Genomic DNA, 23,741 nt, shown 5'->3' with positions numbered 1-23,741 from the left:
CGAATTACGGCCTTGTAGTTGAAATTGAAGCGGTAAACCACTGCTGAATATTGCTCATGGCAGCGTGCGAAGTATCCAGAATCGGCTGTGGATAGACGCCCAGCAGCACCAGCAGCACCACCAGAACACCGATGGTCATAAACTCACGCGGTGACATGCCTGGCAGCGGATCTTTCGATTTCGCTTCGCCGTAATAAGCGCGCTGCATCATCACCAGCGAGTAAATCGAGGCAAACACCAGACCAAAGGTCGCGATGATGATAATCATCGGCACCACCTGGAAGCTGCCGGTCAGAATCATAAATTCGCCGACGAAGTTACCGGTGCCTGGCATACCGAGGTTGGCAACAGCAAAGAACAGCGACAGACCCGGAATCCATTTGATGCGCGACCACAGGCCACCCATCTGACGCATATCACGAGTATGCAGACGCTCGTACAGCTGACCACACAGAATGAAGAGTGCTGCAGCGGAGAGACCGTGCGCAATCATCTGAATCACCGCGCCCTGCAGCGCCAGCTGGCTGCCGGTGTAGATGGCAATCAGCACAAAGCCCATGTGCGAAATCGAGGTGTAAGCAATCAGACGTTTGATATCAGTCTGCGAGAAGGCCATCCAGGCACCGTAGAAGATACCGATGATGCCTAACCACATGGCGATTGGCGCAAACTCGGCTGACGCATTCGGGAACAGCGGCAGACTGAAACGCAGTAAACCGTAAGCTGCGGTTTTCAGCAGGATACCCGCCAGGTCGACAGAACCAGCCGTTGGCGCCTGACTGTGCGCATCCGGCAGCCAGCCGTGCAACGGTACCACCGGCATCTTCACCGCAAAGGCGATAAAGAAGCCCAGCATCAGCAGATATTCAACACCGCTCGACATTGGCGTCTGCAGCAGCTGTTCGTAGTTGAATGTCCAGACGCCAGTCGCGTTGTAGTGGACAAACACCAGGCCCAGAATCGCAATCAGCATCACCAGACCTGAAGCCTGGGTGTAGATGAAGAATTTGGTCGCGGCGGAAATACGGGTTTTGCCGTCCGATGCTTTATGACCCCAGAGCGCGATGAGGAAGTACATCGGCACCAGCATCATTTCCCAGAAGAAGAAGAACAGGAACAGGTCGATGGAGAGGAACACACCGATTACGCCGCCCAGGATCCACATCAGGTTCAGGTGGAAGAAGCCCTGATACTTTGAAATCTCATTCCAGGAACAGAGCACCGCCATCAGACCGAGCAGGCCGGTCAGCACCACCATCAGCAGCGACAGGCCATCAATGGCTAAATGGAAGCTGATGCCGAAGCGTGGGATCCACGGAACGGAGAAACTTGACTGCCACTGCGGAATGCCCGCTGCCTGCGTCAGTGAATAGCCTCCCTGCAACCAGAGTTGCAGTGAAAGCGCCAACGTCAGCCCCATAGTGATCAGTGCGATCCAGCGTGGCACCTTCGCGCCGAGGCGCTCAGTGAGCCAGCAGATCAGACCACCGACGAAGGGTATGATAATTAGCCAAGGTAATAACACGGCACACTTCCCTTTTCTTTGTCTTAGTTCGGGCTATCTTACTTGCCATTTTGGCTCCCGGCAGTGCTCGCAATCCTCACATACCTCGGTATGCTCCGGTTGCTGTGCGCTGGCGGTAACCAAACTGGCCGCGACGATAACGCCCTTGCTCAGGACAATTTTTGACATTCTCAATGGGCAGATTAGCTAACCTGCCCCGCTCATCAATCTTTAAATCACCAGCAGCAGAGCCAGCACCAGCACGGCGCCCACGCTCATTGACGCAACGTACCAGCGCAGGTAGCCATTCTCACTGACTACCAGGCCTTTGTTGGCAATACGTGACAGCAGCGCAGGCAGGTTCATCAGGCCATTCAGTGGGTCGCGCTTCAGCAGCCACGCAATACCCAGATAAGGTTTGACGAACACTTTATCGTAGAGCCAGTCGAAGCCCCAGGCCGCAAACCACCAGGTGCCGAAGAAACGGCCTGGTGCACTGTTTGCGATACGAGTAACCAGCTCACGTTTGCCCAGCCACAGCGCGGCAGCGATCAGAATGCCGACAATCGCTACAACGCCCGAGGTGATTTCAAGTCCCACTTTGCCCGCTTCACCGAACTCATTGGCTGGCAGTACCCCTGCCAGCGGCGGCGTGATCAGCGCACCAATAAAGGTGGAGAGCAGCAGCAGCACAATCAGCGGCAGATGATGGGTAATACCCTTACCGGCGTGCGCATGAATTTTCTCTTCGCCGTGGAACACGATGAAGATCATACGGAAGGTATAGATAGAGGTCAGGAACGCCCCCACCAGACCCGCAACCATCAGGTTGATGTGACCGTTAGCCAGTGCGCCAAACAGGATCTCATCTTTACTGTAGAAGCCCGCCGTAATCAGCGGCAGTGCCGCCAGCGCCGCGCCGCCCACCAGGAAGCAGGTGTAGACCAGCGGAATGCTCTTACGCAGGCCACCCATTTTGAAAATGTTCTGCTCGTGATGGCAGGCCAGAATCACTGAACCCGAAGAGAGGAACAGCAACGCTTTAAAGAAGGCGTGCGTCATCAGATGGAAAATCGCCGCATCCCACGCCTGAACACCCAGCGCCAGGAACATGTAGCCAATCTGGCTCATGGTGGAGTAAGCGAGAACACGTTTGATGTCGGTCTGTACCAGCGCGGCAAAGCCTGCCAGCACCAGGGTAATCGCCCCGATAATCCCGACCAGATGCAGCACTTCCGGCGTCAGCAGGAAGAGACCGTGGCTACGGGCAATCAGGTAGACACCGGCTGTCACCATGGTCGCGGCGTGGATCAGTGCCGAAACCGGTGTCGGACCGGCCATCGCATCTGCCAGCCAGGTCTGTAACGGCAGCTGAGCCGATTTACCGACCGCGCCACCCAGCAGCATCAGCGTTGCCCACTGCAGCATATGGTTATCTGCGGCAAAGTGCGCAGGTGCCAGCTCCATCATCTCGCGGAAGTTCAGCGTGCCCAGCTCGTTGTAGAGGATGAACAGACCAAATGCCAGGAAGACGTCGCCCACGCGGGTAATGATGAACGCTTTCATCGCCGCTTTGCCGTTTTCCGGATTGCTGTAGTAGAAACCGATCAGCAGATAAGAGCAGAGTCCTACCCCTTCCCAGCCCAGATACATCAGCATCAGGTTATCGGCCAGCACCAGAACAACCATGCTGGCGATAAACAGGTTGGTATAGGCGAAGAAGCGGGAGTAGCCCTCTTCTCCGCGCATGTACCAGGAGGCGAACATGTGAATGAAGAAACCGACACCGGTCACGACAGACAGCATGGTCAGCGACAGGCCATCCAGCGTCAGGTTTACCTTCATGTCGAAGTTGCCGACATGCATCCAGGTCCAGAGCGCCTGCGTGTAGGCTTGCTGGCCGTTGGCGAAGAAGTCAAAACCGACCATCGCTGTAGTCAGGGCCGCCAGACCCACCGATCCCATACCAATCGTGGCCGACAGGTTCTCTGACCAGCGACCGCGCGAAAACGCTAACAGCAGAAAGCCGATCAGCGGAAACAAGACAGTTAAATAGAGAAGATTCATCCGCGCATCTCGCTCACAGTATCAATGTTCAGCGTCTGACGACGACGATAGAGCTGAAGCAGCAGTGCCAGACCAATACTGGCTTCCGCTGCCGCCAGGCTGATCGCCAGGATATACATCACCTGTCCATCGGCCTGACCCCAATAGCTCCCGGCAACCACCAGGGCTAAGGCGGCGGCGTTGATCATGATTTCAAGGCCGATCAGCATAAACAGCAGATTGCGGCGTATTACCAGCGACGTCAGTCCAAGGACAAACAGCACGGCAGCAAGAATCAATCCATGTTGTAACGGGATCATGCGTTCTCCTTTTTCACCTGAGCGGCGTCAGCATTACGGTTACTCAGGACTTCGCCCTGACGCTCTTCACGACCGATATGGAACGCCACGACCAGACCCGCCAGCAGCAGCATTGAGGCCAGTTCAACCGCCAGTACGTAAGGACCAAACAGGCTGATGCCGACCGCTTTGGCGTCGATGATGGTGCCATCGATGCCCTGATCGTTGGCGGTCAGAATGGCGTAGACCATTACGACCAGCAGCAGCAACGAGACGATACCCGGACCAATCCACAGTGACGGGCTGAGCCACTCACGCTCCTGCTTCTCGGTCTGTTTGCCCAGGTTCAGCATCATGACCACGAAGACGAACAGCACCATGATGGCACCGGCGTAGACGATGATCTCCAGCGCACCGGCAAAATAGGCTCCCATAGAGAAGAAGACGCCCGCGATCGATAACAGCGAAACGATCAGGTACAGCAACGCATGTACCGGATTAGTGTGGGTAATGACGCGCAACGTCGTCAGCACCGCCACCAGCCCGCAAAGATAAAACGCAAATTCCATGCCTTGCTCCTTAAGGTAATAAGCCTTTGACGTCGATAGGCTTCGCTTCGTTTTCTGCTTCGCCCTTATCTTTACCGTCAATCGCCATACCTGCCATGCGGTAGAAGTTGTACTCCGGATATTTACCCGGCCCCGAAATCAGCAGATCGTCCTTCTCATACACCAGATCCTGACGCTTAAACTCACCCAGTTCGAAATCGGGGGTCAGCTGAATCGCCGTGGTTGGACAGGCTTCCTCACACATGCCGCAGAAGATGCAGCGTGAGAAGTTGATACGGAAGAACTCCGGGTACCAGCGGCCATCTTTGGTTTCAGCTTTCTGCAGCGAGATACAGCCAACCGGACAGGCAACCGCACACAGGTTACAGGCGACGCAACGCTCCTGACCATCCGGATCGCGGGTTAACACGATACGGCCACGATAGCGTGGTGGCAGATAAACCGGCTCTTCCGGATACATCTGAGTTTCACGTTTGGCGAAGGCGTGCAGCCCGATCAGCCAGATACTGCGAACTGTCGTGCCAAAGCCTACGACAATATCTTTCAAAGTCATTTGTTAACCCCTTACGGCGCTGTGTAGAGAATCACTGCGGCAGTCGCCAGCAGGTTCAACAGCGTCAACGGCAGACACACTTTCCAGCCGAATGACAGCACCTGGTCGTAGCGCGGACGCGGAAGCGCAGCACGAATCAGGATGAACATCATCATAAAGAACGCCGTTTTCAGGGCGAACCAGATGAACGGCGGCAGGAATGGGCCGTGCCAGCCACCAAAGAACAGCGTCACAATCAGCGCTGAAACGGTGGTGATCGCCACATATTCACCGACAAAGAACAGGCCGAACTTCATACCGGCATATTCGATGTGATAACCGTCCGCCAGTTCCTGCTCCGCTTCTGGCTGGTCAAACGGATGACGGTGACACACCGCCACGCCAGCAATACAGAAGGTCACGAAACCGAAGAACTGCGGAATGATGTTCCACAGGTGCGTCTGGCTGTTGACGATATCGTTCATGTTGAACGAGCCCGCCTGCGCCACCACACCCATCAGCGACAGACCCAGGAACACTTCGTAGCTCAGGGTCTGCGCCGAGGCGCGCATCGCACCCAGCAGCGAGTATTTGTTATTACTCGACCAGCCGGCAAACAGCACCGCGTAGACCGCAAGGCCCGCCATCATCAGGAAGAACAGCAGACCGATATTCAGGTCTGTCACCATCCAGGTTGGCGAAACCGGCACGATAGCAAAGGCCAGCAGCAGTGAAACAAAGGCGATAACCGGCGCAAGGGTAAAGATAAAGCGGTCGGTAAACGGCGGAACCCAGTCCTCTTTAAAGAACATTTTGATCATGTCCGCTACCAGCTGGAGCGAGCCGCCCCAGCCTACGCGGTTTGGTCCGTAACGGTTCTGGAACAGGCCGAGCAGCCGACGCTCGGCGAAGCTCATGAACGCGCCGCAGGCCACAACCACCAGCAGAATCACGATGGCTTTAACAATGGCCAGCAGAATGTCGATAACGTCCGGTGTTAACCAGCTCATTGCGCCGCCTCCTGCAGAGTGTCGATTTTACCGTTCGCCAGGAATGGCGGAACGCCCGGCATGCCCAGCGGCAGACCAATCTGTCCCGCCTGCAGTGACGCCGAGAAACGGACCGGCAGACGCACTGTCTCACCGGCACAGATGAACTCAACCGCCGCGCCATTGTTGACGCCCAGCTTCGCTGCATCTTCCGGGTTAATCACCAGTGCAGGCGGTGCCATACGCTGCTGGAAGACCGGAGAACGCTGTGACATCTCTTCACTACCAAACAGCTGGTAGAGAGGGGCCACGCGCCACTGCGCTTCACTGACGAATGCCGCCGGAACGTTGCTGAACCAGGGCAGACTGGCTGCGCTGGCTTCAAACAGACGTACACCCGGATCGCCATTACGCAGTTTGCCGCCCACTTCAACCTGGAACTTGTTCCACGCCTGCGGTGAGTTCCAGCCCGGTGCCCAGGCAAACGGAATCTGCGAACGCGGTGCGCCTGGCTGGTTGTTCCCTTCCATTGAGAAGGCGAACATCGTGTCCTGATCCTGCGGCTGACGCGGTTCGTGCACGCTGATATTGGCGCGCGCCGCGGTACGGCCACTGGCACGGTGCGGTGAACGCGACAGTTTCTGTCCACGAATACGGAAGCTGGCATCCGGTGCCGCATCCTTGATTCCGGCCAGCTGTGGCAGATGACTGACCACCGCATCGATCACGTGGTCCAGCTGCGTCCAGTCGACGTGACGGCTTTCCAGCGTGCTGTGCAGCGAATGCAGCCAGCGCCAGCTCTCCAGCATCACTACGTTGTTGTCATAGTAAGAAGGATCGTAAACCTGGAAGAAACGCTGTGCGCGGCCTTCATGGTTGATCGAGGTGCCATCACTTTCGGCGAAGCTGGCGGTTGATAACACCAGACCCGCTTTCTCAAGCGTCGCGGTGCGCTGATGATCAACCACAATCACGTTAGTGGTCTGGGCCAGCGCCGCATCAACCAGCGCTTTCGGTGCATGGCGATAGAGGTCATTTTCCAGTACCACCAGCGCATCGGCTTCACCGTTGCTCAGTTGCTCCAGCGCGCTTTCCAGAGGATTGCCGCCCATCAGGCCAAGACCCACACTGTTGGCGTGTCCCGCCAGCAGCGTAATCCCGACGTCGGCACCGCGCGCTTTGAGCGCTTTGGCCACGTTGGCAGCCGCTTCGATCATCGCGCTGCTGCCGGAATGGGTCCCGGAAATAATTAACGGTTTTTTCGCGCCGGCCAGCGCCTGCACGATGACATCCATCTTGCCGTTCAGTTTGCTGTCGAAATCGGTCACCGCCGGGGCGGTTTCATCCAGCGCACTGGCGATAGCGAAACCGAGACGCGCCTGATCTTCAACCGGTGCGCGATAGCTCCATGCCGCGATATCATCCAGACGGGTTTCATCGACGTTGGTGATAAACAGCGGATGTTTCGCATTCTGTCCGATGTTCAGGATCGCGGCGATCTGCCAGTCTGCCACTTTCTGAGCGGCAGCCATGTCGCGCGCTTTGCCTTTCACGGCCTGACGCACTGACAGCGCCACGCGTGCGCCCACCTGGGTCAGATCTTCGCCCAGCACCAGCACCGCATCGTAGCTTTCAATTTCACGCAGCGATGGCGTATAGATACCGCCCTCACGCAGAATTTTCAGCATCAGTTCAAGCCGGGCCTGCTCGCCCGCTGGCATGCCGGTAGAGAAGTTCTCTGCACCGACCAGTTCACGCAGCGCGAAGTTACTTTCAATGCTGGCGCGCGGCGAGCCGATACCGATCACTTTTTTCGCCTGACGCAGCAAATCTGCACCGGCATTGACCGCCTGCTCTGCGTTCAGCGTCACCCAGTCGTTGCCGCGCAGCAGCATCGGCTGGCGTGGGCGATCTTTACGGTTCACGTAGCCATAGCCAAAGCGGCCACGGTCACACAGGAAATAGTGGTTTACGGTGCCGTTATAACGGTTTTCGATACGGCGTAACTCACCATAACGCTCACCCGGGCTGGTGTTACAGCCCACACTGCACTGCTGGCAGATGCTCGGCGCAAACTGCATATCCCATTTACGGTTATAGCGTTCGGAGTGCGTTTTATCGGTGAAGACGCCGGTCGGGCAGATTTCAACCAGGTTACCGGAGAATTCGCTCTCCAGCGTGCCATCTTCCGGACGACCGAAGTAGACGTTGTCGTGTGCGCCGTAGACACCCAGATCCTTGCCATCGGCATAATCTTTGTAGTAACGCACGCAGCGGTAACAGGCGATACAGCGGTTCATCTCATGGGAGATGAACGGGCCGAGATCCTGATTACGGTGGGTACGTTTGGTGAAGCGATAGCGGCGGAAGCTGTGGCCGGTCATTACTGTCATATCCTGCAGGTGACAGTTACCGCCCTCTTCACACACCGGGCAGTCGTGCGGGTGGTTGGTCATCAGCCACTCCACCACGCTTTCGCGGAACTCTTTCGCTTCGCCATCATCGATGGAGATGAATGTGCCGTCAGAGGCCGGCGTCATGCAGGACATGACAAGACGGCCGCGGGTATCTTCGGCATTCTGGAATTGCTTTACCGCACACTGGCGGCAGGCCCCAACGCTTCCCAGCGCCGGATGCCAGCAAAAGTAAGGAATATCAAGGCCCAGAGAGAGACATGCCTGTAGCAGGTTGTCCGCTCCGTTCACATCATACTCTTTACCGTCTACATGAATTGTAGCCATAGTGACATGCTTCCGTAAGGCTCGTCAGAGACGAGCGTTAATCATATTCTTGCCCCGACGCACGACATTGTCGGGGCGGCGGCACCAGGCCTGTTCCGTGTTCTTCGGCGAATTACCAGCGCGCTTTCAGCAGGTTTGGCTGGATCCCGCCAATGGCGCGGGTATTGCCAAACACCTGCGGTGCCATGCCGGCTTCAAACTCTTCACGGAAATATTTAATCGCACTCTGCAGTGGCTCAACCGCACCCGGCGCATGCGCACAGAAGGTTTTACCCGGGCCAAGCTGACGGCAGAGTTGCAGTAAGGTTTCGATATCGCCTGGCTGACCCTGCTTCTGCTCCAGCGCACGCAGAATTTTGACGCTCCACGGCAGGCCATCGCGACACGGTGTACACCAGCCGCACGACTCACGGGCAAAGAACTCTTCCAGGTTACGCACCAGCGAGACCATGTTGATCTCGTGATCGACCGCCATCGCCAGCGCCGTACCCAGACGACTGCCCGCTTTGCCGATGCTGGCAAACTCCATGGGCAGATCCAGGTGCTGGTCGGTCAGGAAGTCAGTCCCTGCCCCGCCGGGCTGCCAGGCTTTGAACTTCAGTCCGTCACGCATACCGCCCGCATAATCTTCAAGGATTTCACGTGCGGTGATACCGAATGGCAGCTCCCAGACGCCGGGATTTTTAACCCGTCCGGAGAAGCCCATCATTTTGGTACCGGCATCTTCGCTTTTAGAGATGTTTTTGTACCACTCCACACCGTTGGCCAGAATCGCCGGAACGTTGGAGAGGGTTTCCACGTTGTTCACGCAGGTCGGTTTGCCCCACGCGCCCGCACTCGCCGGGAATGGCGGTTTCGAACGCGGATTGGCACGACGGCCTTCCAGTGAGTTAATCAGTGCCGTCTCTTCGCCGCAGATATAACGACCTGCGCCGGTGTGGACAATCAACTCAAAGTCAAAGCCGGTACCGAGAATATTTTTACCGATATAGCCCGCTTCCGTCGCTTCAGCAATCGCACGACGCAGATGCACCGCGGCTTCAATGTATTCGCCACGTAAGAAGATATAGCCACGGTAAGCCTTCAGCGCAAAGGCGCTGATCAGCATGCCTTCCACCAGCTGGTGAGGCATCTGCTCCATCAGCAGGCGGTCTTTATAGGTGCCCGGCTCCATCTCATCGGCGTTACACAGCAGGTAACGGATATTCATCGACTCATCTTTCGGCATCAGGCTCCACTTCAGCCCGGTGGAGAAGCCCGCACCGCCGCGCCCTTTCAGGCCTGAATCTTTGACTGCCGCAACGATTTCATCCTGCGACATGCTTTTCAGCGCTTTTTCCGCACCGGCATAGCCGTTTTTACTGCGATATTCGTCAAGCCAGACAGGTTGCTTGTCGTCACGCATCCGCCAGGTCAGCGGATGGGTTTCTGCAGTGCGAATGATCTGTTTAATTGTCATTGATACTGCTCCAGCAAACCAGGGATGCCTTCCGGCGTCAGATGCACATGCGTGTCTTCATCCACCATCATCGTTGGCCCCTTATCGCAGTTACCCAGACAGCAGGTTGGCAGCAGTGTAAAGCGGCCATCGGCAGTGGTCTGACCCGGTTTGATATTCAGTTGCTGTTCCAGTGCTGACTGGATGCCCTGATAACCGGTGATATGACAGACCACGCTGTCACAGTAACGGATCACATGACGGCCAACCGGCTGACGGAAGATCTGGCTGTAAAATGTCGCCACACCTTCAACATCACTCGCCGGGATACCCAGAACCTCGGCAATCGCATTGATGGCGCCGTCCGGCACCCATCCGCGCTGTTTCTGCACGATCTTCAGCGCTTCAATCGAGGCTGCACGCGCATCTTCATAGTGGTGTTTTTCGTGCTCAATGGCGTGATGCTCTTCCGCGCTCAGCACGAAGACCTCGTTAGGGTCGATCGTTTTAATGGCAATGTGTTGATCGTGCATAATTAGCGGTCCACGTCTGACATAACAAAATCGATACTACCCAGATATACGATCAGGTCGGATACCAGGCTGCCACGGATTACTGAAGGAATCTGCTGCAGATGCGGGAAGCTCGGCGTGCGCACGCGGGTGCGGTAGCTCATGGTGCTGCCATCGCTGGTCAGGTAGTAGCTGTTGATCCCTTTCGTCGCTTCAATCATCTGGAACGACTCATTGGCTGGCATCACCGGCCCCCACGAAACCTGCAGGAAGTGCGTGATCAGCGTTTCAATGTGCTGCAGCGTGCGCTCTTTCGGTGGCGGCGTGGTCAGCGGATGATCCGCTTTAAACGGACCCTCTGGCATGTTGTTGAGACACTGCTCAAGAATGCGCAGCGACTGCCACATCTCTTCCATTTTCAGCATGACGCGGCTGTAAGCATCGCTGATGCCGTCGCCGACCGGGATTTCAAAATCGAAGTTTTCGTAGCCGGAGTAGGGACGCCATTTACGTACGTCAAAGTCGAGACCGGTAGCACGCAGACCAGCACCGGTAGTGCCCCACGCCAGCGCCTCTTCCATGTTGTAAGCAGCAACGCCTTTGGAACGGCCAATCAGTACGCTGTTGCGCAGTGCCGCTTTGTCATACTCTTTAAGACGTTTTGGCATCCAGTCGAGGAAGTCACGCAGCAGACGTTCCCAGCCTCGCGGCAGGTCATGCGCGACACCACCGATGCGGAACCACGCCGGGTGCATACGGAAACCGGTAATCGCCTCAACCACGTCATAGATTTTCTGACGGTCGGTAAAGGCAAAGAACACCGGCGTCATGGCCCCGACGTCCTGAATAAAGGTGGAGATATAAAGCAGGTGGCTGTTGATGCGGAACAGCTCAGAGAGCATCACGCGGATCACATTAACGCGATCGGGCACCACGATACCGGCCAGTTTCTCCACCGCCAGTACGTACGGCATTTCGTTTACGCAGCCGCCGAGGTACTCGATGCGGTCAGTGTAAGGAATGTAGCTGTGCCACGACTGACGCTCGCCCATCTTTTCGGCACCACGGTGGTGATAGCCGATGTCAGGCACGCAGTCGACAATCTCTTCACCATCCAGCTGCAGAATGATGCGGAATGCCCCGTGCGCCGACGGGTGGTTAGGCCCGAGGTTCAGGAACATGAAGTCTTCGTTGGTGGTGCTGCGCTTCATGCCCCAGTCTTCAGGCTTAAAGGTCAGCGCTTCCATCTCCAGATCTTCTTTCTGCTTGGTCAGCGTAAACGGATCGAATTCGGTGGCGCGCGCCGGGTAATCTTTACGCAGCGGATGGCCTTCCCAGGTCGACGGCATCATGATGCGCGTCAGATGCGGGTGACCATCAAAGGTGATACCAAACATCTCCCAGGTTTCACGCTCATACCAGTTGGCATTCGGGAAAAGGCGGGTGATGGTCGGCAGATGCATATCGTTTTCAGAGAGTGCCACCTTGAGCATGATGTCGCGGTTGCGTTCAATCGACAGCAGGTGGTAGAAAACGGAAAAATCCGCCGCAGGCAGGCCTGCACGGTGGGTACGTAAACGCTCATCCACGCCATGCAGGTCATAAAGCATGACGTAAGGCTTGGGTAATTTACGCAGGAACTCGATAATTTCCAGTATCTGTTCACGCTTCACCCACACCACCGGAATACCGGTACGGGTTGGCTGAACAGTGAAGGCATCCGGCCCAAAACGGTTACGCAACTCGCCGATCACCGGGTCATCAAGGTGATCACGGGTTTGCCATGAAGGCTGAGCGAGATCTTGCGTGGTCAAATCTGTCATACGTTACTCACCATTCCGGCCTGGTCTCAGGCACTCAAATGAAGGCGTCAGGATGGGGCCATGCATTAAATTGTGATGTTCTGCTGCAGGCGCTGTTTTCCATCCATACGGTTTTAAACTTCGTCCGGGCTGCGCAGGTTTGTGACTGCAATGCGCTCGCCGCGTTTTCTTTCACGCTCAGATGGCATGTTGGCGCGATAAACGCCCTGATCGCCAACCACCCACGAGAGCGGACGGCGCTCTTTGCCGATCGACTCCTGCAACAGCAGCAGTGCCTGCATATACGCTTCAGGACGTGGCGGACAGCCAGGAATATAAACATCGACCGGCAGGAATTTATCGACACCCTGCACCACGGAATAGATGTCATACATGCCGCCAGAGTTGGCGCAGGCACCCATGGAAATCACCCATTTGGGTTCCAGCATCTGATCGTACAAACGCTGAATAACCGGGGCCATTTTGGTGAACGGCGTACCGGCAATGACCATGAAATCGGCCTGACGTGGCGAAGCGCGCATAACTTCGGCGCCAAAACGTGCCACGTCGTGGACCGCGGTGAACGATGTTGTCATCTCAACGTAACAACAGGACAGGCCAAAGTTATAAGGCCAGAGGGAGTTTTTACGCCCCCAGTTCACCATGTCATGCAGGGCATTTTCAAGTTTGCCCATATAAACGCTGCGATGAACGTGCTGCTCCAGCGGATCGCTGACGATTTCCAGCTTTTGCAGAGGATAACGGTCGTTCTCACCACCGTTCGGGTCTATGCGGGTGAGCGTATAGTCCATCTTATTGCCTCTCTTTTACTGCTTATGAGGATTGGTGTGGCTGACCGTAGTGGTTTTGACCACCACGCGACGGCGAGCTGGAGCCCAGTCCAGTGCGCCAATGCGTACCAGATAGACCAGACCCGCCAGGAGCACCAAAATGAAAATTGCGGCTTCCACAAAGCCGATCCAACCGCTTTCACGGATTGAAGTCGCCCATGCGTATAAAAAGAGGGCTTCGACGTCGAAGATGACGAAAAACATCGCAACCAGATAAAATTTCGCCGACAGGCGGATATGGGTATCACCAACGGATTCAATGCCCGATTCGAATGGCGTGTCTTTGTAGCGGGCGCGCGCTCTGCCGCCAAGCAGCCATCCTCCGGTCAGCATGAAAGCACACAGGCCAAAGGCAATAACGATAAATACGATAAACGCCCAGTGCTGAGCGATGATTTCGGTGGTAGTTGACATACTCATTGCTTACTCATCAAAAGTGGCGCTGGCATCCTGCACGCGTTTCCCGCAGCAAACTGACCACATCGATTCAAGGGAAGGATAAAAACCTTTCAAATGTCGCTGTTATTACGTAATAAGCAGCTATTTTATGGGGTTTTTTACTCCTTTCTATAACCTTTTGTCAACTTTGACAAAAGTATCCAAACATTATTTCACACCTGCATCATATTATTAACAAATGATGCCCCGCTTTCCAGCTAAATCGCTTCAGTCTGTAGGGTTAATTTTAGTGTAGCGGGTATTCACATGCATGGATCGTGCATTTAACAAACATATTTTGACAGGTATCACTGAATTTTCCCTCCCCTTTCCAGGGCTATTTTTTTGATCCAGAACACACTTTTGCCCTTTATGCGTTAATTTTCCCCACCTGAAACCGTGATTCGGAACAAAGCGTTCGGTTTTTTGGTCTGGAAATTTCAATTCAGTAGATGGTGAAATTTTTTTAGTCGGGTCAGAAGAGGCAGATTAGTCAGTAAGGAGCATCGGGCGGGGGTCAGACACAAAAAAGCCTCTCGTTCTTTTCAGGGAAGGAGAGGCTTATTTATAAGCGTTTATTAAGGCAATCACGCGGGTATTGAGTACAACACGTTAGCGAAATTACTCTTCGTCATCCAGCAACAGTGAACCGTCGGGATTATTGCTCAGGTTATAAGGATCATTGGTGGACTGCATGGCATTGAAGATAGCCAGCGCCAGTTCATTATCGCTGTCAGGATTACGGCACAGCAGATATTGCGTATCCGGCAGTACCGGCAGTCCTTCAGCTGCACCCATAACACGCAGTTCCGGGCTCATCATCTCGACCGGACGTGCCGTCACGCCCAGTCCCGCTTTCACCGCTGCGCGTACTGCAGCCAGTGTGGAAGCGACATAAGAGATACGCCACGGGATGCCCGCTTCGTTGAGATGATCGATAGCCATATCACGATAAGGACTTGGCTCATCCAGCAATACCAATGGAATGGCTTCGCCACGCTGGAAGATATAATCCGCTGCGCAGTACCACAAGGTAGGTGAAGTACGCAGTACCTGATAGGTAAAATTGCCCGGGCTGGAAGTGGTCACAACCAGGTCCACTTCACCCTGATTGAGCATTTCCATCATAAACGGATTACGTTTAACCCGCACATCGATTGCCAGTTTCGGATAAACCGAGGTCACCCGGTTTAGCAGGAACGGCAGAATAGTGTCAGAGGTGTCATCAGAGGCGCCAATAGTCAGCACGCCCTGAATGTTGCTGTACATCAGAGATGTGCAGGCTTCGTCGTTAAAACGAAGAATTTTTCTCGCATAGCCTAAAAGCTGGATACCGTGCTCTGTCAGAAGCTTATTACGTCCATGTCTGGCAAACAGCTCTTTACCTACCAATTGTTCCAGACGCTGCATCTGCTGACTGACTGCTGACTGGGTTCTGCAGACCGCTGCAGCAGCAGCTGCAAAGGTATTCAAATCCGCAACGGCAACGAAGGTTCTCAGCAGATCGAGGTCGAGATTCAGTATCGGACGATTTGCATTAGTCATGTTTTTTCTTCACTTATAAGATTTTTACGAACTACTACCCTGGTGTTATCACAAGCTTATCAAAGTGATAAGCAGTAATGGTGCTCAATGACAGTCCTGTGTGAAGACTGACACAAAAAAAGTTTATGTGGATCCTGCACTGTTGACTCCTCTGAAGGGTCATAGTGCTATTCAAGACAGATACAACTTCTGAACCGATGGCGCTGGGTGCGCAAATGCAGGAAGCTGCGTAGTTGTCTTATTCCCACCAGAAAGAATCGTGTGGGATAGAAAGCGCACTTTACGGGCTATCAAAGCGAAGCGGCAAAGTGCACTAAATAATAAATTATACTTAATCATTTTTGACTTCAAAATGGAAATGATTTTGTGAAAAGCGCTGTAAATTTTGTGCTAAAGGCATTTCCAGACCCTTATGCCACATTATTGATCACTTTTTAAGCCTTCAGCGTTCTGAAATTTAGTGAGGAAGTGTTAAGTACGGCTCACAATCCTGCAATAAAGGTGCCATATGAAGCTCTGCTTTTGGCACTTTTCCGGCGAACACAAGGCCTTAAACGCGCCACTCTTAAGCAGCGTTAAGGCGTAATCTTCAGGCACGTTATAAAATCGTCCATAATTTGAACATTTATAAAATATCCTTTAACTATTTCTCTAAGTGTATATTTCAGGTGCAAAGAAAAGTTCCATTTCAATAACTTCCAGATAGCGTTCATGATGCTAAAGCCATATGTCGGTTCAACAGCGCTTTGGACAAGTTAAAATCCTGCATTAATGCAAATTTATGGTTTTATTAACCAGTTTACGCGACAACAAATATTTTTTACGCTGCGCACCGGGCAAAAAGTTGTTGAACCCGCCAAAACGGGGCGGCACCCTTCTTTTGTGACTGTCAGGAGAGTACATTGTGCTGGTTGGATTTCTGTGGCAGCCAAAAGGATTCTGCCCATTAAGGCGGTAACAATGACTTTTCAAATTGATAAATCCGGAAAACTCGATAACGTCTGCTATGACATCCGTGGCCCGGTACTGAAAGAGGCTAAGCGCCTCGAAGAAGAAGGTAACAAAGTTCTGAAGCTGAACATTGGCAACCCGGCGCCGTTTGGTTTTGAAGCACCGGATGAGATACTGGTCGATGTTATTCGTAACCTTCCCAGCTCTCAGGGCTATTGTGACTCCAAGGGTCTCTATTCCGCCCGTAAAGCGATCATGCAGCACTACCAGGCGCGCGACATGCGCGATGTCACCGTAGAAGATATCTACATTGGCAACGGTGTTTCAGAACTCATCGTGCAGGCGATGCAGGCGTTACTGAACAGCGGCGACGAAATGCTGGTGCCGGCCCCCGACTATCCGTTATGGACGGCTGCGGTTTCCCTCTCCAGCGGTAAAGCAGTGCACTATCTCTGTGACGAATCAGCAGGCTGGTTCCCTGACCTCGATGATATCCGCAGCAAGATAACGCCTCGTACCCGCGGCATCGTGATTATCAACCCGAATAACCCCACTGGCGCGGTCTACAGCAAAGAGCTGCTGTTAGAGGTGGTTGAAATTGCGCGTCAGCATAACCTGATTATTTTCGCCGATGAGATCTACGACAAGATCCTCTATGACGATGCACAGCATCACTGCATCGCAGCGCTGGCACCCGATCTGCTGACTGTTACCTTTAATGGCCTTTCTAAAACCTATCGCGTTGCCGGTTTCCGTCAGGGCTGGATGGTACTGAACGGGCCAAAGAAACATGCTAAAGGCTATATAGAAGGACTGGAGATGCTCGCCTCGATGCGCCTGTGTGCCAACGTACCGGCGCAGCATGCGATTCAGACGGCGCTGGGCGGCTACCAGAGCATTAGCGAATTTATCATGCCGGGTGGTCGTCTCTACGAGCAGCGGCAGCGCGCCTGGGAGTTGATCAACGATATTCCAGGCGTCAGCTGTGTGAAGCCACAGGGCGCGCTTTATATGTTCCCGAAAATCGATGCCAAAAAATTCAACATTTTCGACGACCAGAAGATGGTGCTGGATTTTCTGTTACAGGAGAAGGTGCTACTGGTTCAGGGCAGTGCCTTTAACTGGCCATGGCCCGATCACCTGCGCATTGTTACGCTGCCTCGTGTGGATGATCTTGAGATGGCGATCAATAAATTTGGCCGCTTCCTGCAAGGCTATCGTCAATAATCAGGCCCGCGTATACTGACGCTATTTGGGGAGAGCCAGAACCTGTCTCTCCCCCGCCAGCCAACAGGAACGCTCATGACACAAAGCCACTTCTTTGCTCATCTCTCCCGTCTTAAGCTGATCAATCGCTGGCCGCTGATGCGCAATGTGCGCACCGAAAATGTCTCCGAACACAGTCTGCAGGTCGCCATGGTGGCGCATGCCCTGGCCGTGATCAAAAACCTTAAATTCAACGGGTCGCTTAATGCCGATCACATTGCCATGCTGGCGCTTTACCACGATGCCAGTGAAGTGCTCACAGGCGATATACCGACTCCGGTAAAATATTACAACGCGCAGATCGCCCACGAATATAAGAAAATCGAGAAGATTGCTCAGCAGAAGCTGATTGAGATGCTGCCTGAAGAGTTTCAGGCGATCTATCGCCCGCTGATCGATGAGCATCTGCACAGCGAAGAGGAGCAGGCGGTTGTGAAACAGGCGGATGCGCTCTGTGCATATGTAAAATGTCTTGAGGAGTTGTCTGCCGGGAACAACGAATTTTTACTGGCCAAAGCGCGGCTGGAAAAGACCCTGGCACTTCGGCGTTCACCGGAGATGGATTACTTCGTTGAGGTGTTTATTCCGAGCTTCAGCCTGTCACTGGATGAAATCTCGCAGGATACGCCACTCTAAGCCCGGCGGTCTGGCCGCCGGGCCAGCCCTTAAGCCTGCTGACGGAAGGTAAAGCTGCCGTCAGACTCGCGGGTTATCACCAGTGACGCCAGTGAGTCGAGCTGAAGCGCTACCTCATCCAGCCGGGGTGTCTCCGCCGGCGCATTGATGGCAATCACCGCACAGCCAGCATTCAGGCCGGATAAGATTCCGGCAGGTGCATCTTCTGCAACCACGCACGATGTCGCCGCTAATCCCAGCTTCTCCGCGCCAAGCAGGTAGGGATCGGGCTCCGGTTTGCCCTTAGCCACCTGTTCAGCGGTAATAAACACGGCAGGCTTCGGTAAGCCTGCGGCTTTATGACGTGCATGTGCGACCGGCACTGAACCGGAAGTGACAATCGCCCAGGGAATCTGCAGTTCGTTCAGCCGGTTCAGCAACGCGTTGGCCCCTGGCAGCGCCTGCACACCGTCGGTGTCCGCCGCTTCAGCCTGCTCCAGCGCAACAAACTCCGCCTGAATAGCCTCTTCCGACTGGCCTGCCATGAAATGACGCAGAGAGGTGATCGCCTGTTTGCCATGAATGAAATCCAGAATCTCATCAGCCGCGATGCCATGACGGGCACCCCACTGGCTCCAGGCTCGTTCAACCGCTGGCAGTGAATCCACCAGCGTGCCGTCTAAATCAAATAGAAAACCTCTGTAGGTCACGCGCTACTCCTCATCAGGCATTGATCACTTGCGCAATTTCGTTTGCACTTAAATGGTACTGGCGCGGACAAGTCTGCCACAAAGCTAACATCCGTTGATACTTTTCCCACATCGGGGTCTGCGCATTAAAACCATGGGTGCCGGAATCGAAGTGGGTATAACGCCCTTCTGTATTGACCATAAAACGGACATAACCCAGCAGGCGCGCTTCCGTTGCCGCATCGAAGCCCAGAAAGGCCAGACGCCGCTCTTCAAGCTCACCTTTCTCTTTAAGGTTCGACCACGAGACGTGGAGAGCGTGATGCATTTCCATAATGTCGATTACCGTCCGGCAGATCGCTTCGCTGAGTTCGCCAAACTCTTTGTCCAGCTCCCGCATCTGCAGCGCATAACCGCGCTCGATGATGGTCTGGTAACGGCGAAAACGCTCCGCATTTTCCGGCTCAAGCATGGCCATCATTTTGTACTGATTAGTGAGAATCAAACGCTGCGCATGGGTCATTTCCATCATTTACTCCCGGTCAGAGACCGCTCAGTTAATCGACAATGGAGAAATCATTGCACAGCGTTAGCGACACGGAAATCGCCGTATCACCATTCTTTGATTTGGCCGCAGGTTAGCGGTAAATATTTTACCGCCAGCCCGGGATGGGTCAGAGATCGTCGAGGAAAGTGCGGTCGAGTTGTTTGAACGCCCGCTTTAGCAGATCGGCCAGCGCCTGATAGGTCGGCTTGCCTTCTACTGGCGCTGTCGCCTGCCCCGCTTCTTCCAGCCGGGCACGAACTTCATGAAACCAGTTAAGCAGCGTCGGCGGCAGCGGCGTCACAGAACGCTTTCCCAGCCACCATAATCCCTGCATCGGCAGGGTACAGGCAAACAGCGCGGTCGCCACGGCCGGGCCTAACTGACCGCCCATCGCGATCTGCCAGGTCAGCGTAAAAATCGCCAAAGGGGGCATAAAGCGAATAGCAAAACGCGTTGCCGATGAAACACGGTTTTCCGGGAACATAGGTGCCAGGCGCTTATCAGCCGGCCAGGTCTTCATATAGTGTTGGCCGCGCTGAAACATCCGAAACCAATTGGTACTGCCAGATTCATTCGCCATGGCTCACCTCAACTAATGCTGTAAAAATTAAAAAATAGTTATAACTACACAACTTTACGTGACATCCTTCAATTATTTTTGTCTTTAAAGGTGACTCCAGCTATTCTGACGCCGTTTTACCCCCTTTCCGGAAGCGGATTGCGCTTTTGGGAAGAGGCCTGAGCCAGGTTCAGACGAGGCAATCTTCAAATTTTCGCGTAAGATTGCCGAAATTTTTTGCGGAAATGCAGAATTCTGTCTACCGCATGATGTTTGTCATTAATCTACCAGCTTTCATGGGCTACGCTGTTAGTCTGATTGCGTTTTATTTAGCCACTCTCAAAAAATAGGTACTTCCATGTCGAGTAAGTTAGTTCTGGTTCTGAACTGTGGCAGCTCTTCCCTTAAGTTTGCCATCCTCAACCCTGCCAGCGGTGAAGAATTCCTGTCTGGCCTGGCGGAATGTTTCCACCTTCCTGAAGCCCGCATCAAATGGAAGCTGGAAGGCGAAAAACAGGAAGCGCCTCTGGGTGCTGGCGCAGCGCATAGTGAAGCGCTGAACTTTATCGTTAAAACCATTCTGGCACAAAAACCTGAGCTTTCGGCACAAATTGCTGCAATCGGCCATCGTATCGTTCATGGCGGCGAGAAGCTGACTCAGTCAGTCATCATCACTGAAGAAGTGGTACAGGGCATCAAAGACGCCTCTTCTTTTGCACCGCTGCACAATCCGGCTCATCTGATCGGTATTGATGAAGCGATGAAAAACTTCCCGCACCTGTCAGATAAGAATGTCGCGGTATTTGACACCGCTTTCCATCAGACAATGCCGGAAGAGTCTTATCTCTATGCGCTGCCGTACAAATTGTATAAAGAGCATGGCGTTCGTCGCTATGGCGCGCATGGTACCAGCCACTTCTATGTGACCCATGAAGCGGCCAAAATGCTCAACAAGCCGCTTGAGTCACTGAATATTATTACCTGCCACCTCGGTAACGGCGGTTCTGTCTCTGCCATTCGCAACGGCGAGTGTGTGGACACCTCAATGGGCCTGACCCCACTGGAAGGCCTGGTGATGGGTACCCGCAGTGGCGACATCGACCCGGCAATTATCTTCTTCCTGCACGATACGCTGGGTATGAGCGTCGATGCCATCAATAAACTGCTGACCAAAGAGTCTGGCCTGTTAGGTCTGACTGAAGTCACCAGCGACTGCCGCTACGTGGAAGATAACTACACCACCAAAGAAGATGCGAAGCGCGCAATGGATGTCTTCTGTCATCGCCTGGCGAAATATATCGGCAGCTACACTGCGCTGATGGATGGCCGCCTTGATGCCGTGGTATTTACTGGCGGCATCGGTGAAAACGCCGCGATGGTTCGTGAACTCTCACTGAAAAAACTGGCACTGCTGGGCTTTGACGTCGATCACGATCGCAACCTGGCGGCCCGTTTCGGCAAGTCTGGTTACATCAATAAAGAAGGCACCCGCCCGGCGCTGGTGATCCCGACCAACGAAGAGCTGGTCATCGCCCAGGACGCCGCGCGTCTGACTGCGTAAACACTTCTCTCCGTCAGCTCAGGCTGACGGAGTTGTTTTTGACACCCTGCCATTACTGAGAGGTTCAAACGTGTCACGTACAATTATGCTCATTCCGACCGGCACCAGCGTCGGCCTGACCAGCGTCAGCCTCGGCGTTATCCGCGCCATGGAGCGCAAAGGCGTTCGACTCAGCGTCTTTAAGCCGATTGCTCAGCCGCGTACCGGAGGCGATACGCCGGATCAAACCACCACTATTATCCGTAAGAACTCCTCGATTCCTGCCGCTGAACCGCTGCAGATGTCACGTGTTGAATCACTGCTGGGATCGAACCAGCAGGATGTGCTGATGGAAGAGATCATCTCCCGTTACCATGCCAACACGCAGAATGCGGAAGTGGTGCTGGTTGAAGGTCTGGTCCCTACCCGTAAGCATCAGTTCGCCAACGCGCTGAACTATGAAATCGCGAAAACTCTGAATGCGGAAATCGTCTTCGTGATGGCGCTGGGCAATGACTCTCCGGCACAGCTGAAAGAGCGCATTGAACTGACGCAGAGCAGCTTCGGCGGTCAGAAGAATAAAAATATCACTGGCGTGATCATCAATAAACTCAACGCGCCGGTCGATGATCAGGGGCGTACCCGCCCTGACCTGTCAGAAATTTTTGATGACTCGTCAAAAGCCAGCATCGCCAATATCGATCCTAAGCAGCTGTTCTCAGACAGCCCGCTGCCGGTGCTGGGCTGCGTGCCGTGGAGCTTTGATCTGATCGCCACCCGCGCAATCGATATGTGCCGCCACCTGGATGCGCGCATCATCAACGAAGGTGAGATTCAGACCCGCCGGGTTAAATCGGTCACCTTCTGCGCCCGTAGTATCCCGCACATGCTGGAGCATTTCCGTCCAGGCTCACTGCTGGTGACTTCCGCAGACCGCCCGGATGTACTGGTCGCCGCCTGTCTGGCCGCCATGAACGGCATTGAGATTGGCGCTATCCTGCTGACCGGTAACTACGAGATTGACGATCGCATCGCGCGCCTCTGTGACCGTGCCTTCCAGACCGGCCTGCCGGTGTTTATGGTGAAAACCAATACCTGGCAGACCTCTCTGAGCCTGCAGAGCTTTAATCTTGAAGTGCCCGCTGACGATACGCAGCGCATCGAGAAAGTGCAGGAATATGTTGCCAGCTACATTAATGCTGACTGGATTGAGTCACTGACCGCCACGTCAGAGCGCAGCCGTCGCCTGTCGCCACCGGCCTTCCGCTATCAGCTGACTGAGCTGGCGCGTAAAGCGGGCAAACGCGTCGTGCTGCCAGAGGGTGACGAGCCGCGTACGGTTAAAGCGGCTGCTATCTGTGCTGAACGCGGTATCGCCACCTGCGTACTGTTAGGCAACCCGGATGAGATTCAGCGTGTTGCTGCGGCTCAGGGTGTCGAACTGGGCAAAGGGGTTGAGATTGTTGATCCGGAACAGGTGCGTGAAAACTACGTGCCGCGTCTGGTTGAGCTGCGTAAGAGCAAAGGGATGACCGAAGTGGTCGCCCAGGAACAACTGGAAGATAACGTGGTGCTGGGCACCATGATGCTGGAAAGTGGCGAAGTGGATGGCCTGGTTTCAGGTGCGGTTCACACCACCGCCAACACCATTCGTCCGCCTCTGCAGCTGATCAAAACTGCGCCTAACAGCTCACTGGTTTCATCGGTGTTCTTTATGCTGCTGCCGGAGCAGGTGCTGGTTTACGGAGACTGCGCGATTAACCCGGATCCCACCGCTGAGCAGCTGGCTGAGATCGCAATTCAGTCAGCCGACTCTGCTAAAGCCTTTGGTATCGATCCACGTGTTGCGATGATCTCCTACTCTACCGGCACGTCAGGTGCAGGCAGCGACGTTGAAAAAGTGCGTGAAGCAACGCGTATCGCGCAGGAAAAACGTCCTGATCTGGTCATTGATGGTCCGCTGCAGTATGACGCCGCGATTATGGAAGATGTGGCGAAGTCGAAAGCGCCAGATTCACAGGTTGCCGGTCGCGCCACCGTCTTTATCTTCCCGGATCTGAACACCGGTAACACCACGTATAAAGCGGTACAGCGTTCAGCCGATCTGATCTCAATCGGGCCGATGCTGCAGGGTATGCGTAAGCCGGTTAACGACCTGTCGCGCGGTGCGCTGGTTGATGACATCGTCTATACCATCGCCTTAACCGCTATTCAGTCTCAGCAGGCTGAACAAGGCTAAGCGTCAGGTAAGAACGCAAAAGGCATGCCCCAGGGCATGCCTTTTTTTCGCCGGTAACAGAGCCGGAGG

Annotated in this window: 20 protein-coding genes; 4 read left to right on the top strand and 16 right to left on the bottom strand. The window is 54.3% G+C overall.

What is annotated here, in order from left to right:
- Positions 1-4: 4 nt before the first annotated feature.
- The 13 genes from nuoM to lrhA form a co-directional block, all read right to left on the bottom strand.
- Complete coding sequence (gene nuoM / locus GVJ63_RS15550; protein ID WP_010258081.1) at positions 5-1,525, bottom strand: NADH-quinone oxidoreductase subunit M; 1,521 nt, start codon at positions 1,523-1,525, stop codon at positions 5-7.
- A gap of 210 nt (positions 1,526-1,735) precedes the next feature.
- Positions 1,736-3,571: an NADH-quinone oxidoreductase subunit L gene (nuoL, locus tag GVJ63_RS15545; RefSeq protein ID WP_010258078.1), complete on the bottom strand. Its 1,836-nt coding sequence runs from the start codon at positions 3,569-3,571 to the stop codon at positions 1,736-1,738.
- Positions 3,568-3,870: an NADH-quinone oxidoreductase subunit NuoK gene (nuoK, locus tag GVJ63_RS15540; RefSeq protein WP_003854236.1), complete on the bottom strand. Its 303-nt coding sequence runs from the start codon at positions 3,868-3,870 to the stop codon at positions 3,568-3,570. The genes nuoL and nuoK overlap by 4 nt, the downstream gene beginning before the upstream one ends.
- The gene (nuoJ, locus tag GVJ63_RS15535) at positions 3,867-4,418 is read right to left on the bottom strand and encodes an NADH-quinone oxidoreductase subunit J (RefSeq protein ID WP_010258075.1); all 552 of its coding nucleotides are present in this window, start codon (positions 4,416-4,418) and stop codon (positions 3,867-3,869) included. The genes nuoK and nuoJ overlap by 4 nt, the downstream gene beginning before the upstream one ends.
- Positions 4,419-4,428: 10 nt before the next feature.
- Positions 4,429-4,971: an NADH-quinone oxidoreductase subunit NuoI gene (gene nuoI / locus GVJ63_RS15530; protein WP_003854239.1), complete on the bottom strand. Its 543-nt coding sequence runs from the start codon at positions 4,969-4,971 to the stop codon at positions 4,429-4,431.
- Positions 4,972-4,982: 11 nt separating this feature from the next.
- Complete coding sequence (gene nuoH, locus GVJ63_RS15525; RefSeq protein WP_003854240.1) at positions 4,983-5,960, bottom strand: NADH-quinone oxidoreductase subunit NuoH; 978 nt, start codon at positions 5,958-5,960, stop codon at positions 4,983-4,985.
- A complete protein-coding gene (nuoG, locus tag GVJ63_RS15520; RefSeq protein ID WP_022625073.1) occupies positions 5,957-8,680 on the bottom strand; it encodes an NADH-quinone oxidoreductase subunit NuoG in 2,724 nt (907 codons plus the stop codon). The genes nuoH and nuoG overlap by 4 nt, the downstream gene beginning before the upstream one ends.
- A 112-nt stretch (positions 8,681-8,792) precedes the next feature.
- The gene (gene nuoF, locus GVJ63_RS15515) at positions 8,793-10,133 is read right to left on the bottom strand and encodes an NADH-quinone oxidoreductase subunit NuoF (protein ID WP_029519446.1); all 1,341 of its coding nucleotides are present in this window, start codon (positions 10,131-10,133) and stop codon (positions 8,793-8,795) included.
- 2 nt (positions 10,134-10,135) lie between these two features.
- Entirely contained in the window at positions 10,136-10,651 is a 516-nt protein-coding gene (gene nuoE / locus GVJ63_RS15510) for an NADH-quinone oxidoreductase subunit NuoE (protein ID WP_010258066.1), read from the bottom strand.
- Positions 10,652-10,653: 2 nt separating this feature from the next.
- Positions 10,654-12,453, bottom strand: coding sequence for an NADH-quinone oxidoreductase subunit C/D (gene nuoC / locus GVJ63_RS15505; protein ID WP_010258063.1), 1,800 nt, complete (start codon positions 12,451-12,453; stop codon positions 10,654-10,656).
- 113 nt (positions 12,454-12,566) lie between these two features.
- Entirely contained in the window at positions 12,567-13,244 is a 678-nt protein-coding gene (locus tag GVJ63_RS15500) for an NADH-quinone oxidoreductase subunit B family protein (protein ID WP_159227099.1), read from the bottom strand.
- A 15-nt stretch (positions 13,245-13,259) separates the two neighbouring features.
- A complete protein-coding gene (locus tag GVJ63_RS15495) occupies positions 13,260-13,703 on the bottom strand; it encodes an NADH-quinone oxidoreductase subunit A (RefSeq protein WP_010258058.1) in 444 nt (147 codons plus the stop codon).
- Between the two features lie 639 nt (positions 13,704-14,342).
- Positions 14,343-15,266 carry a transcriptional regulator LrhA gene (lrhA, locus tag GVJ63_RS15490; RefSeq protein ID WP_010258055.1) on the bottom strand — a complete coding sequence of 308 codons (924 nt, stop codon included), beginning with the start codon at positions 15,264-15,266 and terminating at the stop codon, positions 14,343-14,345.
- Positions 15,267-16,226: 960 nt separating this feature from the next.
- Here lrhA and GVJ63_RS15485 point away from each other — a divergent pair.
- Together GVJ63_RS15485 and yfbR are read left to right on the top strand one after the other, a co-directional pair.
- On the top strand, positions 16,227-17,444 hold the full coding sequence (locus GVJ63_RS15485) for a pyridoxal phosphate-dependent aminotransferase (protein ID WP_010258051.1): 1,218 nt from the start codon (positions 16,227-16,229) through the stop codon (positions 17,442-17,444).
- 75 nt (positions 17,445-17,519) lie between these two features.
- A complete protein-coding gene (gene yfbR, locus GVJ63_RS15480) occupies positions 17,520-18,119 on the top strand; it encodes a 5'-deoxynucleotidase (protein ID WP_159227098.1) in 600 nt (199 codons plus the stop codon).
- Positions 18,120-18,148: 29 nt separating this feature from the next.
- Here the strand turns inward: yfbR and GVJ63_RS15475 are convergent, their stop codons facing one another.
- The 3 genes from GVJ63_RS15475 to yfbV all read right to left on the bottom strand — a co-directional run bounded on the left by GVJ63_RS15475 (position 18,149) and on the right by yfbV (position 19,914).
- Positions 18,149-18,808, bottom strand: a complete 660-nt coding sequence (locus tag GVJ63_RS15475; RefSeq protein ID WP_010258046.1) for a sugar phosphatase — start codon at positions 18,806-18,808, stop codon at positions 18,149-18,151.
- Positions 18,809-18,821: 13 nt separating this feature from the next.
- The gene (locus GVJ63_RS15470) at positions 18,822-19,316 is read right to left on the bottom strand and encodes a YfbU family protein (RefSeq protein ID WP_010671451.1); all 495 of its coding nucleotides are present in this window, start codon (positions 19,314-19,316) and stop codon (positions 18,822-18,824) included.
- Between the two features lie 145 nt (positions 19,317-19,461).
- Entirely contained in the window at positions 19,462-19,914 is a 453-nt protein-coding gene (gene yfbV / locus GVJ63_RS15465) for a terminus macrodomain insulation protein YfbV (protein WP_010258042.1), read from the bottom strand.
- A gap of 337 nt (positions 19,915-20,251) precedes the next feature.
- Between yfbV and ackA the strand changes: the two genes are divergently transcribed.
- Positions 20,252-21,454, top strand: a complete 1,203-nt coding sequence (gene ackA, locus GVJ63_RS15460) for an acetate kinase (protein WP_010258040.1) — start codon at positions 20,252-20,254, stop codon at positions 21,452-21,454.
- Positions 21,455-21,539: 85 nt separating this feature from the next.
- Positions 21,540-23,672 (top strand): phosphate acetyltransferase, encoded by a 2,133-nt coding sequence (pta, locus tag GVJ63_RS15455; protein WP_031292718.1) that lies wholly within the window; start codon positions 21,540-21,542, stop codon positions 23,670-23,672.
- The last annotated feature ends 69 nt before the right edge of the window (positions 23,673-23,741 follow it).

It is taken from the genome of Pantoea sp. 18059 (assembly GCF_902706165.1).
GTDB classification, from domain to species: domain Bacteria; phylum Pseudomonadota; class Gammaproteobacteria; order Enterobacterales; family Enterobacteriaceae; genus Pantoea; species Pantoea agglomerans.
The sequence above is the reverse complement of the archived record's forward strand: the minus strand, read 5'-3'. Positions and strand labels throughout refer to the sequence as shown.